This window comes from Alkalilimnicola ehrlichii, assembly GCF_003399765.1.
Lineage (GTDB): Bacteria > Pseudomonadota > Gammaproteobacteria > Nitrococcales > AK92 > AK92.
Genome location: NZ_NFZV01000025.1, coordinates 1 through 16,127 on the forward strand (window position 1 = coordinate 1; position 16,127 = coordinate 16,127).

Sequence of the window (16,127 nt, forward strand, 5' to 3'; positions counted from 1 at the left end):
ATAGACGTTTTTACTTTTGCATCAGATGCTTACGCCGAATTGTGCGTATTCATGGGGTGCAGGTGGTCGGAGGTTCAAATCCTCTCACCCCGACCAAATTAAGCGATGAAAAAGGCCGGTTCCGAAAGGACCGGCCTTTTTCATTTCTGGAATACGGCACTTCTGGTTGTCAATTGAGGTTTCTTAAGGAAATACGGAATCTCCCTTGCCCCCTCTGGCGGCGAAGAAGGGCGAGGGGCATTCCGTATTTCCCTGCGGTTGATCAAGTTTCGACTAATCCTCCAGAGTCTGCCTTATTTCGCTCCTGTCAAAATCGGTTTATACGCCTTCACTTGCCCGCCACAACTCAACAGGAGCTGCGGCGAAAGCCTGGTCATAGGCTTCTAGCGCATACTCCCACCCCTTCGCACTTGTGCAAGCTGCTGATGGGTGAGCGCTGGCTACCAACTGTAGCGGTAGCCAGCGCTCACCGTGTGGCCTGAATCCTGAGAGATGAAGTTTAGCCGCGTGCTGTGGTTTCTTCCTTCGCCCCACCAATAATAGCCGCCAGCCAGCCTCACCATTGATTCGCTATCATCGCCTGTGGAGTCGCTCTAACCAAGCATGATCTCGAAAGTGTCTGGCAGGTACGCGAAGGTCTACGCCGAAGTCCATGCCGCTGCAATCACCCTTAACGCAAAGGCCGTCGATGCAGACCTCTGTCTCGGAAGACATGTGCCTCACCATCGGGAAAATGTCGATCTGCTCATCTACAGGAATAGGGAGTGAGGCACCGATTAAGACGGCGGCCCTCCCAACCTCTGCATTTGGTCCCTCATTGCCGCCAGTGGTTATTGGCCGCCGTAATGCGGCTGTTGCCTAATCTTCGCTGCATGGCGGCTCTACCCCAGAGGGTGTAGCTGCTTCAGTCGCACGGGTAGGTGATGGCCAATGCCTGCCACGTCGCGATCGCCGCCGGGGCGTTTTCTAACCTCGCGTTGCCGTCGACTGTATCCAGTACGGCAGTGACCATGTTGATCAGACGGGCTTCTTCAGGCTGACAATAAAGGTCTGGTGTCTCATTAACGGCTGCTGCGACGGAGGCGCCGGAATCAAACCCCATCAGGAAGTGGAAGCAAGATAGACTTTGTACCCTGTCTCCGTCTTGACCAGACCAGATGGCCTCGGTCTGCAGGCAGGTGCGTACAAGGTCCGCTCCGGTCTCGATGACTGATGCGGCTGCATGCCCGGAAGCAAGAGCTAAGAATAGAAGCGCAGAGACTGCTAGTTTTTCATGTTCCCCCAATGTAACCGTTAAGAAAAGTTGTTCTGGTGCCGGCTGTGCTTCCCAGGCACCAGCTAAGTGAACATGACGCCGTTAGACCAGTATGTTCTCGTTGATTTCTGCAATCTGGCGTCGTCCGTCGGTCCGGATCAACGAAGACTAGATCTCCATTCCCCTAGGAGTTATCTTCGCCGGGTTTTACCCCCGAACTCTCAACATAAGCGTGTACAGTTTATTATTCGCAGGACAGGATACCATTCCTGGGTATCACCTGGAGATTTCGTTTCAAGATTCGGGACTGCGTTCAATATCTGATAAAGTTTATTCTATAAGAACTCATTGCTTTGCCTCTTGTAGCACCGGGGAAATACGTGACTAACGAGAACCACTCGCAGACCGCCGCCTTTATCTGGTCGGTGGCTGACCTCCTGCGCGGCGATTTCAAACAGTCCCAGTACGGTCGAATCATCCTGCCGTTCACCCTGCTGCGGCGTATGGAGTGCGTGCTCGAATCGACCAAGGAGCGCGTGACCGCGGCGGCGCAGGCGCATGTCGATAAACCTGAGGCGGTGCGGGAGATGCTGCTGCTGCGCGAGGCGGGGCAGCAGTTCTTCAACGTCTCGCCGCTGTCGCTCGCCACGCTCTCCGACACGCAGACCATGGACGACCTCACCAGCTATGTGCAGTCGTTCAGCAAGGAGGCGCGGGAGATCTTCGAGCACTTCCACTTCGAGGACTTTGTCGAGCAGCTCAACGCCAACAATCTGCTCTACCAAGTAGTGCAGCGGTTCGCGGGCATAGACCTGAGCCCGAAGGCGATCAGCAACTTCGGCATGGGCATCATTTTGAAGAGCTGATCCGCAAGTTCGCCGAGTCGTCCAACGAGACGGCGGGCGAGCACTTCACCCCGCGCGACATCGTGCACCTTACTACTTCGCTCGTGCTCACAGGGCAGGACGAAAAGCTCAAGCCGAACGGCATCGTCACGATCTATGACCCGACTGCCGGCACCGGCGGATTCCTGTCCGAGGGCGATGAATACATCCAGCAGGTGAGCGACAACGTCAGCGTCGCGCTGCACGGTCAGGAGCTCAACCCCGAGTCCTACGCCATCTGCAAGGCGGACATGCTCATCAAGGGCCAGGACATTGCCAACATCAAACTTGGCAACACGCTCTCCGACGACCACCACGCCGGCGCCCGCTTCGACTTCATGCTCTCCAATCCGCCGTTCGGGGTGGACTGGAAGAAGGTGCAGAAGCAGGTCAGCGACGAGCACAAGTTCAAGGGGCACGACGGCCGCTTCGGACCGGGGCTGCCGCGGGTGTCGGATGGCTCGCTGCTGTTCCTGCTGCACCTGGTCAGCAAGATGCGCGACCCGCGTGAGGGCGGCTCCCGCATCGGCATTATCCTTAACGGCTCGCCGCTGTTCACCGGCGGCGCCGGCAGCGGCGAGTCCGAGATCCGGCGTTACCTGCTGCAGCAGGATCTAGTCGAGGCGATCATCGCCCTGCCCACGGACATGTTCTACAACACCGGCATCGCCACCTACGTCTGGGTGCTTTCCAACAACAAGCCGGTGGGGCGCCAGAGAAAGGTGCAGCTCATCAACGCCGGCGGTCGTTTCAGCAAGATGCGCAAGTCGCTCGGCAGCAAGCGTAACTTCCTCGACGAGGCGCAGATCAACGCTATCGTTAGGCTCTACGGCGCCTTTGAGGAGAACGAGGAGAGCAAAATCTTCCCGCTCGACGCCTTTGGCTACCGCCGCATCACCGTCGAGCGCCCGCTGCGGCTGAACTTCCAGGCCAGCCCCGAGCGTATCCGCCGCATCCTCGACGAAAAACCCATCCAGAAGCTGGACGACATCACGCGCGCCACGCTGTTGGCTGCCTGCGAGGATCTCGACGGCGACCGGCTCTACCGCAACCGCGACGCCTTTAACCGCGACTTGAAACAGGCACTCAAGGCGCGCGACGTCAAGCTTGCCGCGCCGCAAATGAAAAGCGTAATGAGCGCCTTGTCCGAGCCCGACCCGGAAGCGGATATCTGCACCGACAAACAAGGCAACCCCGAGCCTGACAGCAACCTGCGCGACTTTGAAAACGTCCCGCTGGGTGAGTCGGTGTTCGACTATTTCGAGCGTGAGGTCAAACCCCACGTGCCGGACGCCTGGATCGACGAGAGCAAGCGCGATCCGCAGGACGGTGAGATCGGCATCGTCGGTTTCGAGATCCCCTTCAACCGGCACTTCTACGTGTTCCAGCCGCCGCGGCCGCTGGAGGAGATCGACGCCGACCTGAAAGCCTGCACTGACCGGATCAAGGCGATGATCGAGGAGCTGTCGACATGAGCTTCCCGCGGTATCCGGAATACAAGGACTCCGGAGTTGAGTGGCTTGGAGAGGTGCCGGCGCACTGGCGGGTGGTGCCGTGTCGAACGTTCGTCGAAGAGCGAAAGGACAAGAACTCCGACGCGGCCGTTGATGCTTACCTGTCATTGATGGCGAACGTCGGAGTCATTCCATATGAGGAAAAGGGTGATGTAGGGAACAAAAAGCCTGATGACTTGAGCAAGTGCAAGATCGTCAAAAGGGGCGACTTGGTCATAAACAGTATGAACTATGGCATCGGGTCGTATGGCCTGTCTGGCCTGGACGGCGTGTGCAGCCCCGTTTACATCGTCCTGCGGGCGGTAGAGCCGGAGGTGTTGCCTAGGTATGCACTGCGTATCTTCGAGAACAGAGCCTTTCAGAGTCTCGCTCAATCGTTTGGCAACGGAATCTTGGCCCATCGGGCCGCCATAGGCTGGGATGACCTGAAGGGAATCAAAGTCGCCCTCCCCCCAAAGGATGAGCAAAACCTGCTTGCCGCCTTCCTCGACCACGAGACCGCGAAGATCGACGCGCTGGTGGACGAGCAGAAGCGCCTGATCGAGTTTCTGAAGGAGAAGCGGCAGGCCGTGATCTCGCACGCCGTCACCAAGGGCCTGGACCCGAACGTGCCGATGAAAGACTCGGGCGTCGAGTGGCTGGGCGAGGTGCCAGCGCATTGGGTGGTGCTGCCTATCAAGTATGTCATCAAATCGATGGGACAAGGATGGAGCCCCCAGTGCGAGAATCGAGTCGCTGGTAATGACGAGTTCGGGGTCCTTAAAGTCGGGTGCGTGAATGGAGGGCAGTTCAAGCCCGAGGAGAACAAGGCTCTGCCGAGCGACTTGGCGCCAGATCCTAATCTAAGCATTAGAACCGGCGACCTAATGATATCGCGCGCTAACACGCGTGATTTGGTAGGTAGCGCGGCTGTGGCGCTGGCTGACTACTCGAACCTGCTCCTGTGCGACAAACTATACAGACTGCGGCTCGACGACTCGCGATGCCTTCCGCGCTTCCTTTCCTGCTACCTGGGCACCCGTATGGCTCGGGGACGGCTTGAGCTAGAGGCGACGGGGGCGAGTAGCTCTATGCTGAACATCGGCCAAGCCACAGTGCGCGATCTTGTCTTTCCTGTGCCCCCAGTCGATGAGCAGCACGGTATAGTCACTTTCATCGACAACCAGCTCGTGAGGTCTGACAAGTTGGTCGCAGAGGCAGAAAAGGCAGTCGAGCTTCTTCAAGAACGCCGCTCCGCCCTGATCTCTGCCGCCGTTACCGGCAAGATCGACGTCCGCGGCTGGAAGCCCGCAAGCAGTGTGGCCACGGACGACACCGCCGCACAGGTGACCGCATGACCCCCGGCCGCAGCATCCGCCTGTTCCTGGTCGATGGCACGTCGAACGGCCTGCTGACCGCCGAGATCATGAACTGGACCGGCCACGTCCTCACCGGGCCGCGCAGCAAGCTCACCGAGCTGGTGCAGCGCCCCGAGTGTGGCCGCACCGGGATCTGTCTCAAGGGCAGTGACGACACCGCCTTCCCGCCACTCCAGATATGACGTTACCATCACGATGCTGAATTTCGGTGATTACATCGTCTACGTAGACGAAAGCGGCGACCACGGGCTTACCTCGATCAACCCCGACTACCCGGTGTTCGTGCTCGCGTTTTGTCTTTTCGAGAAGCGCGTTTACGTCGAGCAGATCGTGCCGCGGATCCAGGCGTTGAAGTTTCGTTACTTCGGGCACGATATGGTGGTGTTTCACGAGGCGGACATCCGGCGGTCGCGCCCGCCTTTCGACATTCTGCTTAATCCTACCGTGCGTGAACCGTTTCTTGCTGATCTTACCGGGCTGGTCGAGTCGGCCCCGTTCACACTTGTAGCAAGCTGCATCATGAAGGAGTCCTTTAAGCAGCGACACGGAGCGGACGGCAACCCCTACCATGTCGCGATGGAGTTCGGCCTCGAGCGGATTTACCTGGAGCTGCAAAGCCGCGGCCAACGAGGGAGGCGGACGCACGTGGTGTTCGAGCAGCGGGGGTTGCAGGAGGATCGGGCGCTGGAGCTCGAATTTCGCCGGATCATGGATCGCAGCCGCATGGCGGGGATGGCCGACACTCTAGAGCTGGTGCTTGCGGACAAGAAGGTCAACTCGGCGGGTCTTCAGCTCGCCGATATGGTCGCACGGCCCATTGGCCGGCGCCTGCTGCGCCCGGATCAGCAGAACCGCGCTTACGAAACGTTGGAATCAAAATTCAGGCGCGATGGGCTTGGTCGAATCGAAGGATGGGGGCTGAAATGCTACCCCTAGATAGCAAAAGACCCCGACGCATTCGCCGAGGCCTATTGCCGATCGGGCGTTCCCAATCCACAGCTCTTAGTATGGGGCATACGCGAGTGCGTCTCAAGCACTGATTGCATGTTGCGGGCGTTGCCCGACTAAATAAGAACGAGGAATCAACCATGGCCAGCAGCAGAGAGGCGCGATTCCAGCAAGACATTATCGACGCGCTAACGGAGAACGGCTGGCTGGTCGGCACCGCCGGCGGCTACGACCGCGCCTCGGCCCTCTACACCGAGGACGTGATCGCCTACTACCGCGAGGCACACCCGCAGCAGTGGGAGCGCTTCTGCAAACACCATGGTCAGAACCCCGAAGCCAGTCTGACGCGCCACGTGACTCGCGAGCTCGACAAGCGCGGCACGCTGGACGTGCTGCGCCACGGCTTCAAGGTGCCGGGTGCGCGGGTGGAGCTGTGCAGCTTCAAACCGGACCACGACATGAACCAGGACTCGCTGGCCCGTTACCGCGCCAACCGACTGCGCGTGGTGCCGGAGGTTTCTTATTCGCCGCATGCGCGCAAGGGCGAATACGACCCGCGGCTCGATCTGGTGCTGTTCGTCAACGGCATTCCTACGGCTACGCTGGAGCTCAAAAGCGAGTTCAAACAGTCGGTGGAGCAGGCCAAGCGGCAATACTGCCGCGACCGGCCGGTGAAAGACCCGCTAACGCGCAAGCCGGAGCCGCTGCTGGCCTTCAAGCGCGGTGCGCTGGTGCACTTTGCGGTGAGCCAGTTCGAGGTGGCGATGACTACCAAGCTCGCCGGGCGCGATACGTTCTTTCTGCCGTTCAACCTCGGAACCGAGGATGGCGGGGCCGGGAATCCGCTGCCGGCTCATGAGGACGACTACGCTACCGATTATCTCTGGCGGCGGGTACTGCAGCCGGATGCCTGGCTGAAGATCCTGGCGCGCTTTCTCCACCTGGAGCAAAAGACCAGCGAAGACTTCCACGGCAAGCGCATTACCAAGGAGACGATGATCTTCCCGCGCTTCCACCAGTGGGACGTGGTCAACCAACTGATCGACACGACGCGCCGGGAAGGCGCCGGCCAGCGTTATCTGATTCAGCATAGCGCGGGCTCGGGCAAGTCGAACTCGATCGCCTGGACCGCGCATCAGCTGGCCTCGCTCTACGACGAGGCGGGCCAGAAGCTGTTTAGCTCGGTCATCGTCGTCACCGACCGCACGGTGCTCGACAGCCAGCTACAGGAAACGATCTACCAGTTCGAACACGCCGAGGGCGTGGTGCGGCCCATCACGCGCGAGGTGGGTAGCCAGAGCAAGTCGGAACAACTGGCCGAGGCGCTATCAAGCCAGACCCGAATCATTATCGTCACCATTCAGACCTTCCCGGCCTTGTTCGAGGCGCTCGACAAGCATCCGCAGCTCGCCGACGGCCGCTACGCGGTGATCGCCGATGAGGCGCATTCGTCGCAGACCGGCTCGTCGGCGAGCAAGTTAAAGGCCATTCTCGGCGCGGATCGGCCGGAGGGCGAGGAGCTGAGCGCCGAGGATCTGCTAAGTGCTGCCGTGAGCGTTCGCAAGCCGAGCGAGCGCATTAGCTACTACGCCTTCACGGCCACGCCCAAGGGCAAGACGCTGGAGCTGTTCGGCCGGGCACCGGACCCGAGCGCACCGCGCGGCCCGGACAACAAGCCGGAGGCGTTTCACGTTTACTCGATGCGGCAGGCCATTGAGGAGGGCTTCATCCTCGACGTGCTCAAACGCTACGTAACCTACAACACCGCCTGGAAGCTCGCCCACCCGGAGGCCGACGATCGCGAGGTGGAATCGAGCAAGGCGTCGCGCAAATTGGCCCGTTGGGTGCGGCTGCACCCTTACAATATCAGCCAGAAGGTCGAGATCATCGTTGAGCACTTCCGTACCAATGTGCGCCACCTGCTCGACGGCCAGGCTAAGGCCATGGTGGTGACGGCCAGCCGCCAGGAGGCGGTACGCTACACGCTGGCGATGAAGGCCTACTGCGAAGAGCGACGCTACCGCGACGTGCATCCGCTGGTGGCTTTCTCCGGCACGGTGCCGCCCGATGATGTGATTCCGGAAGAGGTGAGCGAGACCAGCGCGCTGCTCAACCCGGGGCTGAAAGGGCGCGATCTGCGGGACGCCTTCGACACCGCCGATTACAACGTGATGATCGCCGCTAATAAGTTCCAGACCGGCTTCGATCAGCCTAAGCTGTGTGCGATGTATGTGGACAAGAAACTGCAGAGCGTCGACTGCGTGCAGACCCTCTCCCGCCTGAACCGCACCTTCCCCGGCAAGGAGACCTTCGTTCTCGATTTCTTCAACGACCCGCAGGATATTCTCGCGGCCTTTGAGCCCTACTACAGCACTGCGGAGCTGGCCGACGTGTCGGACCAGATGGTGGTGTTCGATCTTCAGTACACGCTGGACGAGGCCCGGATTTATCAGTGGGACGAGGTTTCAGGCTTTGCGCGCGCCTTTTTTGATCCGAAAGTGCCGGCCGCGCGTATGAGCAGCTACACGCAGCCGGCGCGCGAGCGCTTTGTCTCCCGCTACAAGACGGCCGCTGAGAAGGTGCAGGAGTGGAAAGAGGCGAAACAGCGCGCTGAGGCGAACGGCGACAAGGCCGGGTTGACGCGCGCTGAGCAGGAGTTGAAGGACTACGGCACCGTGCTCGACGGACTGGATCTTTTCAAGAAGAACCTGCAGAGCTTCGTGCGGGCCTACGAGTTCTTGTCGCAGATCGTCGAGTACGACGACCCGGAGCTCGAGCAGCTGTGCGTTTACGCCAAGCACCTTCATCCGCTGCTGCGTATTGATCGACTCGACGAGGACGATATCGACGTCAGCGAGCTGGCGCTCACGCACTACCGTTTGGCCAAGCGCGCCGAGCATCGTCTGCGGTTGGGGGAAAGCGATGACGATCACAGCCTCAAGCCCATCACCGAGCTTGGTTCGGGCAAGCCGCACGACCCGGAGAAGAAACGGCTGTCCGAAATCATCGAGCGGCTGAACGACCTGTTCGGCGCGGAGGTGAGCGACGACGACAAATTGCACTTCGCTAACGGCGTGGCTGACCGAATCGAGCGCGACGATGCGGTCATGGCACAGGTGAACAGTCACAGCGCCGAGCAGGTCATGCACGGCCTGTTCCCGAAGCGCGTCATCGACACGGTGCTGGATGCGATGAACGACAACGAGAAGCTGTCGATGCAGGTGCTTGATAACGAAGAGCGGGGCCGGGAGTTTGCGCTGTTGATCCTCCAGTTGCTGGCGGGTAGGCGTGAGACGCCTATTAAAGGGGCGGACGATAGGGTGCGGTAGTCGGTTGGGTGGAAACGGTGTTGGGTCACACATACCTGTTGCGAACAAGCGGGATATGCGTCAATGATCAAAGGGGGCAGGGGTGGTAGACGGAGGAAAGTCGGCCGTTGATGTGGCTGCCGCGCAGGGGCTGTTCCAGATCGTTGACTTGCTGCGGCGCCAGTTTGCGCGCAGGAAGAGCTTCAACCTGTTCAGTGTGCTTCGCAGTGAGTCGGATGAAGTTCGGCTGCATTCGAGGTTTATCGCTGCGCTGATTAATCCAGCGGTGCATGCCAAGGGAAAAAGCTGCTCGAGGTGCTGCTGGATGAGGTGGGCGTTCCGGTCGGCGAAGATGGTTTCTCTACCCGAGGTATCAAGGTCGAAGTTGAGCGGCACAAGATCGATATTTTGATCACCAACGGTGATAGGCAAGCGGTAATTATCGAGAACAAGATATATGCCGATGATCAGGAATCGCAGCTGCGCCGGTATCACGACGCTCTCAAGCAGAAGGGCTATAGCCCCATTTACATCAGGTATTTGACCCTCGACGGGAGCGCTCCTTCGGAGGAAAGCCTGGCCGGCTGGATGCTGAGCTGGATGAGCCGTTGCTGGCGAATATCAGCTACGGTAGCGACGTACTGCGCTGGTTGGAGCGCTCGCTTGGCTATGTCGTGCGGGATAACGCTGTTCGCGAGAGCATCATTCAGTATCAGGAGATTGTGGAGAGGCTTACGGGGCTGGATCAGGGGGAAGAGTATATGGGAGAGCTGGTCAAGGCTCTGCTGCAAGGGCATAACATGAAGCTTGCTCGCGACATCAGAGTCGCTTATGTCGAGGCGCTCATCCAGCTGCAGGAGCAGTTCTGGCGTGAGGCGCTGATGATCGCACAGGCGGAATATCCGGAGATGTTTGCATCGCTCGATCCGGAGTCGGTGAAGGCGGACTCAGTGCGGACGAGCTGTGATCGGTACTACAACGGCCAGAGGAAAAATAAGCACTACGGGATTTTCTTCCGGGTACCGGGTATGGAGGGCGTTACCGTCGGCATTGGTATCGATGAGCGGATCTACACCGGCATAAGCTGCGACGAGGAGACGCAGCCGGACAACTATCGCCGTTGCCAAACCCTTCTGAGCGAGTTGGATGACGATTACCTCTACGATGCTTGGTGGCCGTTGTATCGATATCCGTTGCCGGACTTCAACTTCAGGGAGCCAACCGCTGAGGCCCTGGATACGCTGGTCGATTCGGATGCGCGCAAGAAGATGGTGCGGAGTTATATAGACGAGTTGTTTCGTCTCTGGAGGATGGCCGCCGGTTAGCCGGCTTATTCGGCGTCGCTTTTTGGTGCCGCCTTTAGCGGTTAGTGGTAGCTTTCTTGCTATGAGTTCGCTTCTCTCAGAACCCACCGCAGATGTTGATGTAGCTGTCGATGCATTTCTCGGGGAGTGCCTGCTCGTCGATTTGGAAACCGGACGGCGGGGGAAACTATACGAGATTGGAGCGATTCATGGGGCGGATGTTTTCGCCCGTCGTGATGTTCGGGACGAGCGGCGGGCTTTAGCGGAGCTCGACGCTTTTGGCCGATCTGCCCGGTTCGTATTCGGGCACAACGTTCTTGCTCATGATCTGCCCTACGTTCGAACACTCTCTCCCGAACTCGAGCTTCTGCAAAAACCAGTTGTCGACACACTATATCTTTCCGCTCTTGCCTTTCCGGAGAACCCTTACCATCGCCTGGTGAAGGACTACAAGCTGGTGCGGGACAGCGTCAGCGATCCGGTGGCCGACGCACGGCTGGCGGGCAGTATCTTTCGCGATCAGTGGGCGAGTTTTCGTAAATTCGGCGAATTCACGCCCGGGATACTCGAGTTTTATCGCTTCTGTTTTCAGCACGGGGATCTGGAAGGCGAGAATGGTTCTCAGGGGTTAGCTGCCGTTTTTGCCGGGCTGGGCGCCAAGTCTTGCGATGGGGCTGAGATGCAGGCGATCTGGCTGCGGCTGACCGAGGGGCGCGCCTGCCCCGTGGCAGCACGGCGCATCGCGGCACAGGGCGTGCGTGAGCCGCAACGATTGCCTGCTCTGGCTTACGTGTTGGCGTGGTTGTTCGTGGCGGGCGGAAACTCCGTCTTACCGCCGTGGGTGCGGCATCGGTTTCCCGTGGTTAGCGACTTGATCAAAGCGCTTCGTGATTCCCCGTGCGGCGCTAGCGATTGCCCCTATTGTGCTCGCAATCACGATCCGGTAGTGCCCCTCAAAGCACTGTTTGGGTATCCCTCTTACCGCCCCGCTGCTGACGGGCGTGAGTTGCAGCGCGAGATCGTTGCCGAAGGTATGTGCGACCGACCGCTGCTCGCCATTCTCCCGACGGGTGGGGGAAAATCCATCTGCTACCAGATACCGGCGTTGGTGCGATATCAGCGGCGTGGTGTGCTCACGGTAGTCGTTTCCCCGTTGCAGGCACTGATGAAAGATCAGGTGGACAACCTCAAGCAGAAGACTGGGACCAACGCGGCTGCGGCTTTGTACGGAATGCTCACCCCGCCGGAACGAGCCAGCGTGCTGGAGGGTATTAAGCTTGGTGATGTAGCGCTGCTCTATGTCTCCCCAGAACAGTTGCGAAACCGCTCGCTGCGCCAGGCCCTGTTGGGGCGCGAGGTCGGCTGTTGGGTGTTCGACGAGGCGCACTGCCTGTCAAAGTGGGGGCATGACTTTCGGCCGGATTATCTGTATGCGGCCCGCTTCATTCGCGAGTTGACCGAGGAGCAGCGTGTCCCGTTGCCGCCGGTGGCCTGTTTTACCGCAACGGCGAAAACGGAGGTGGTTGCCGATATTCTCGGCCACTTCAAGCGGGAGCTCGGGCAGGAACTCTCGCTGCTTGACGGCGGCGCGGAGCGGGAGAATCTTCGCTTTGAGGTTCATGAGGTAAGCCGTCAGGAAAAGTTTGCCCGAGCTGAAGTGCTGTTGCGCGAGCGGTTGGGTGAGCCGCCTGTCGGTGGGGCGGTGATCTACTGCGCCACGCGGAGGAATACCGAAGAGGTGGCCGAATATCTGCAGAAACTGCGGTGGAACGTGGAGGCGTTTCATGCCGGTCTCCCTGCCCCGGAAAAGCGCGCTATACAGGAGCGTTTCGTTGCTGGCGAGATCCCGGTGATTTGCGCAACGAATGCGTTTGGGATGGGGATCGATAAGGATGACGTGCGTCTTGTCATTCATCTCGATATCCCCGGCTCTTTGGAGAACTACCTGCAGGAAGCGGGGCGGGCGGGGCGCGACGAGCAGGAGGCGGAGTGCATTCTGCTGTACGACACCGCCGATGTCGAAACCCAGTTCAAGCTGGGTGCGATATCGGAGCTCAATAAACGCGATATTTCCCAGATCCTACGCGGCTTACGCCGGGTGCGGCGCGGGGAGGGTGAGGAAATCGTCGTGACTTCGGGCGAGCTGCTGCGAGAGGAAACCGTCAGTACGAGTTTCGATGCTGGCGATAACATGGCGGATACAAAGGTCAAGACCGCGGTCGCCTGGTTGGAGCGGGCAGGGTTTCTTGAGCGTAATGAAAACCACACTCGAGTCTTCCAAGGCAAGCCGGTGGTGCAATCGCTGGATGAGGCTGAGGAGCGCTTGCAGCGGCTGAACCTGCCGGACTGGAAGCGCCGCCAGTGGCTGGAAATCCTCACGGTTCTGATCAATGCCGACCCGGATGAAGGTATCACTGCGGATGATCTTGCAGGGTATGCGGGCGTGCTGCCGCCGGAGGCCCGCGAGGAGGATGAGGGGCGAGCGCTAAGCGATACCCAGCGGGTCATCCAGGTATTGCATCAAATGACCGAAGCGGGGTTGATCAGCAAGGGTTTGCAGATGACGGCCTATCTCAGACCGCGCGGGAAAGGCAATGCTCGGGCCGTGCTCGAGCGGGTGTGCGCCATTGAGGACGGTATGCTGAAGGCGCTGGAGGAGGCAGCGCCGGATGCCGAGGCCGGACAGTGGCAGCAGTTGTCGTTACGGCAGTTGAATCAACGGTTGAAAGATCAGGGTTTCGACGACGCTAACCCGGAGATCCTGCGCCAGCTTTTGAACAGCCTAAGCCAGGATGGCAAGGGTATGGCCGGCAGGCGCGGCAGCATCGATCTCAAACACACGGGCAACGACAGCTATCGCGTCAAGCTTCAGCGCAACTGGGCTGCGGTGAAGGAAACGGCGCAGCGACGGCGTGCGGTCGCGCAGGCCGTGCTTGCCGCAATCTATGCACGAGTGCCGGAGGCGCAAGCCTCTAGCACGGCTGTACTCCTGGTGGAGTTTACGAGCGACGATCTGCTTGAGGCCATCAAGCAGGACATGGCGCTGGCTGCCCAGATTCGGGATCCGTTGGCAGCTATCGACCGCGGATTGCTGTTTCTGCATGAGCAGAAGGCCATTATTCTGCAGCGGGGTCTGGCGGTGTTTCGCCAGGCCATGACGATTAGCCTGCTTCCCGGAAGCAAAGGCCGGCGGTATACCAAGGGTGACTTCGAGCCGCTGGAGTACCATTACCGCGAGCGCACGTTTCAGGTCCACGTCATGAACGAGTACGCGCGTCTTGGCCTAGAGAAGATCTCGCAGGCGATGCGCTTGGTGGCGGATTATTTTTCGCAGGAAAAGAAGGACTTCGTGCGCCGTTACTTCCCGGGCCGTGAAAGCATTCTGCAGCGGGCGACCAGCGAGGAGTCTTATCGGGCGGTGGTGGAGTCGCTGGGCAATCCCGCGCAGGAGGCCATCGTGACGGCGCCCCTGGACAGCAATGCACTGATTCTGGCCGGGCCGGGAGCCGGCAAGACGCGTACGGTGGTGCACCGCTGCGCCTATCTGCTTCGGGTCGAGCGCGTGCCCGCGCGTGGGATTCTCATTCTGTGCTTCAACCACAACGCCAAGCTGACGCTGCGCAAGCGGTTATGGGAGTTGGTTGGGCGTGATGCTGTCGGCGTGACCGTGCTCACCTACCATGGTCTGGCCATGCGGCTGACCGGCGCTTCGTTTGCGGCACGCGCAGGACAGGATCGTACCGAGCTTCGGTTCGAGGGTGTTGTAGCCGATGCCATCGCGCTGTTGCGCGGTGACAAGGAGGTTCCGGGCCTGGAAGACGATGAGCTGCGGGACCGGCTTCTAGCAGGTTATCAGCACATCCTGGTGGACGAGTATCAGGATATCGACCCTGAGCAGTACGACCTGATATCTGCTCTCGCCGGGCGGACTCTGGAAGATCCGGATAGGAAACTGAGCCTTTTAGCCGTAGGCGACGACGACCAGAGTATCTACGGCTTCAGGAATGCCAATGTCGGCTTTATTCGCCAGTTTCGGGAGGACTACGACGCCGAGGTGCATCACCTGGTGGAGAACTATCGCTCCACCGCGAATATCATCGCGGCGGCGAATCAATTGATCGCCCAGAATCGTGATCGCATGAAGTTGGAGCATCCGATCCGTATCGACAAGGGGCGACACAACCAAGCCTTGGGAGGTGTATGGCAGCGGCGCGACGAACTCACTCAAGGCAAGGTACAGATACTCGGGGTTCCCGACCTTGGGGCGCAGGCCGCGGCGGTGGTTGGCGAAATCGAGCGTTTGCGGCGGCTGCAGCCTGAAGTCGATTGGGGGGATTTCGCGATCTTGGCACGCACCGGCACCGGGCATGAGGAACTGACTACTTGCCGTGCGCTGCTTGAGGCGCGAGGGGTACCTGTCTCTTGGCCCATTGAGAGAAGGGGCGGGCAGAGTAAGGGGTTTCCGGTGCATCGCGTTCGGGAGTTTGCGTTGTTCATCGACTCCCTGCGTGAGCGTCGCGAGCTGATCTCGGCCACTTGCGCCTTAGAGTTGGCCGAGTCCTCGCTTCAAGGGGCACAGGGCCCGTGGGGCAGCTTACTGCTCGATACGCTCGACGCCTGGCGCGAGGAAACCGCCGATGCGCTCCAACCTCCGGAGGCGTTGGTCGAGTTCCTGTTTGAGACGTTAGCGGAGCAGCGGCGTGAACAGCGGCTGGGGCAGGGAGTGTTTCTCAGCACCGTACATGCCGCCAAGGGCATGGAGTTTCCGCATGTGTTCGTGTTGGATGGCCAATGGCGCCCCGGCGGAAGCACGGCCGAACAGGAAGAAGAACGCCGCGTTTATTATGTCGGGATGACGCGGGCGGAGGAGACGCTAACCCTGTGTCGGCGCGCCGATTGCGAAAACCCATTTGTACGTTTGCTGCACGGCGACTATCTGTTGCAGCGGACGGCAGCCGTCCAGCCGCCTTCGACCTGCCTTGGCGTGCGGTACGAGTTTCTTGGCCTGGCGGATCTATTTCTCGACTATGCCGCGGCACTTCCGGCTGGCGCGGCTATGCACTCCGCATTGAAAACTATGTGTGCAGGCGAGGAGGTGCGCTTACAGAGGCGCGAGGGGCGTGACGGTGCCGTCCGGCTCATGGTGGAAACCATGGATGGCGTAGCTGTAGCGCAACTGGCGCGGACGGCGGCGGAGCGCTGGCTCGAGCGGCTTTCGCAGGTGGATGTGGTGCGCGTTGTGGCGATGCATACTCGCTATAGCGATGATGCCGAAGAAAGCTATCGAGACCGGCACCGATGCGATCGCTGGTATGTTCCGCTGCTGGAGGTGACGTGGCGTGTTTAAGTTAATCCGGTCGAACCGCCTTGGGCTTGGATTGTGTTGGGCTTTGCGGCCTAAGCTACGAAACGCGGGTAAGCCGGTGCCGCTAAGCCTGTTGGAGATTGTGAGCGTTGGAAGTATAGGGTGTTCGTTCATGAAGATATACGGGGGCATCCCAGGTCTAGCCTCTAACATTTCTCTCCACCCGCAAATCTGCAAAAATAGTTGCCTTA

The 16,127-nt window shown here is 59.8% G+C and carries 8 protein-coding genes and 2 pseudogenes; 8 read left to right on the top strand and 2 right to left on the bottom strand.

Translation table 11 applies throughout. From position 1 onward, the window contains the following. Positions 1–904 precede the first annotated feature (904 nt). Positions 905–1,285, bottom strand: a complete 381-nt coding sequence (locus tag CAI21_RS26150; RefSeq protein WP_116303617.1) for a Rap1a/Tai family immunity protein — start codon at positions 1,283–1,285, stop codon at positions 905–907. Positions 1,286–1,635: 350 nt separating this feature from the next. On the opposite strand from CAI21_RS26150, the pseudogene CAI21_RS18290 reads away from it, so the two are divergent. The 5 genes and pseudogenes from CAI21_RS18290 to CAI21_RS18310 all read left to right on the top strand — a co-directional run bounded on the left by CAI21_RS18290 (position 1,636) and on the right by CAI21_RS18310 (position 9,288). Continuing rightward, positions 1,636–3,614: pseudogene (locus CAI21_RS18290) on the top strand (type I restriction-modification system subunit M). Beyond that, positions 3,611–4,990, top strand: a complete 1,380-nt coding sequence (locus CAI21_RS18295) for a restriction endonuclease subunit S (RefSeq protein WP_116303618.1) — start codon at positions 3,611–3,613, stop codon at positions 4,988–4,990. The pseudogene CAI21_RS18290 and the gene CAI21_RS18295 overlap by 4 nt, the downstream one beginning before the upstream one ends. Then, positions 4,987–5,145 (top strand): annotated as a pseudogene (locus CAI21_RS18300) (DUF4357 domain-containing protein); the annotation flags it as partial. The gene CAI21_RS18295 and the pseudogene CAI21_RS18300, both read left to right, overlap by 4 nt. Before the next feature lie 61 nt (positions 5,146–5,206). Next, complete coding sequence (locus CAI21_RS18305) at positions 5,207–5,947, top strand: DUF3800 domain-containing protein (protein WP_116303619.1); 741 nt, start codon at positions 5,207–5,209, stop codon at positions 5,945–5,947. Between the two features lie 152 nt (positions 5,948–6,099). After that, positions 6,100–9,288: a type I restriction endonuclease subunit R gene (locus CAI21_RS18310; RefSeq protein ID WP_116303620.1), complete on the top strand. Its 3,189-nt coding sequence runs from the start codon at positions 6,100–6,102 to the stop codon at positions 9,286–9,288. A gap of 60 nt (positions 9,289–9,348) precedes the next feature. Here CAI21_RS18310 and CAI21_RS25245 read toward each other — a convergent pair whose 3' ends face one another. Then, a complete protein-coding gene (locus tag CAI21_RS25245) occupies positions 9,349–9,762 on the bottom strand; it encodes a hypothetical protein (protein WP_258868108.1) in 414 nt (137 codons plus the stop codon). Here CAI21_RS25245 and CAI21_RS26155 point away from each other — a divergent pair. From CAI21_RS26155 to CAI21_RS18325, 3 genes are all read left to right on the top strand, one after another. Further along, complete coding sequence (locus CAI21_RS26155; protein WP_404840898.1) at positions 9,676–10,071, top strand: PD-(D/E)XK nuclease family protein; 396 nt, start codon at positions 9,676–9,678, stop codon at positions 10,069–10,071. The genes CAI21_RS25245 and CAI21_RS26155 overlap by 87 nt on opposite strands. After that, positions 10,029–10,592, top strand: coding sequence for a hypothetical protein (locus CAI21_RS23345; protein WP_181919524.1), 564 nt, complete (start codon positions 10,029–10,031; stop codon positions 10,590–10,592). Before CAI21_RS26155 ends, CAI21_RS23345 begins: the two co-directional genes overlap by 43 nt. Before the next feature lie 61 nt (positions 10,593–10,653). After that, positions 10,654–15,918, top strand: a complete 5,265-nt coding sequence (locus CAI21_RS18325; protein ID WP_116303656.1) for a RecQ family ATP-dependent DNA helicase — start codon at positions 10,654–10,656, stop codon at positions 15,916–15,918. Positions 15,919–16,127: the final 209 nt, after the last annotated feature.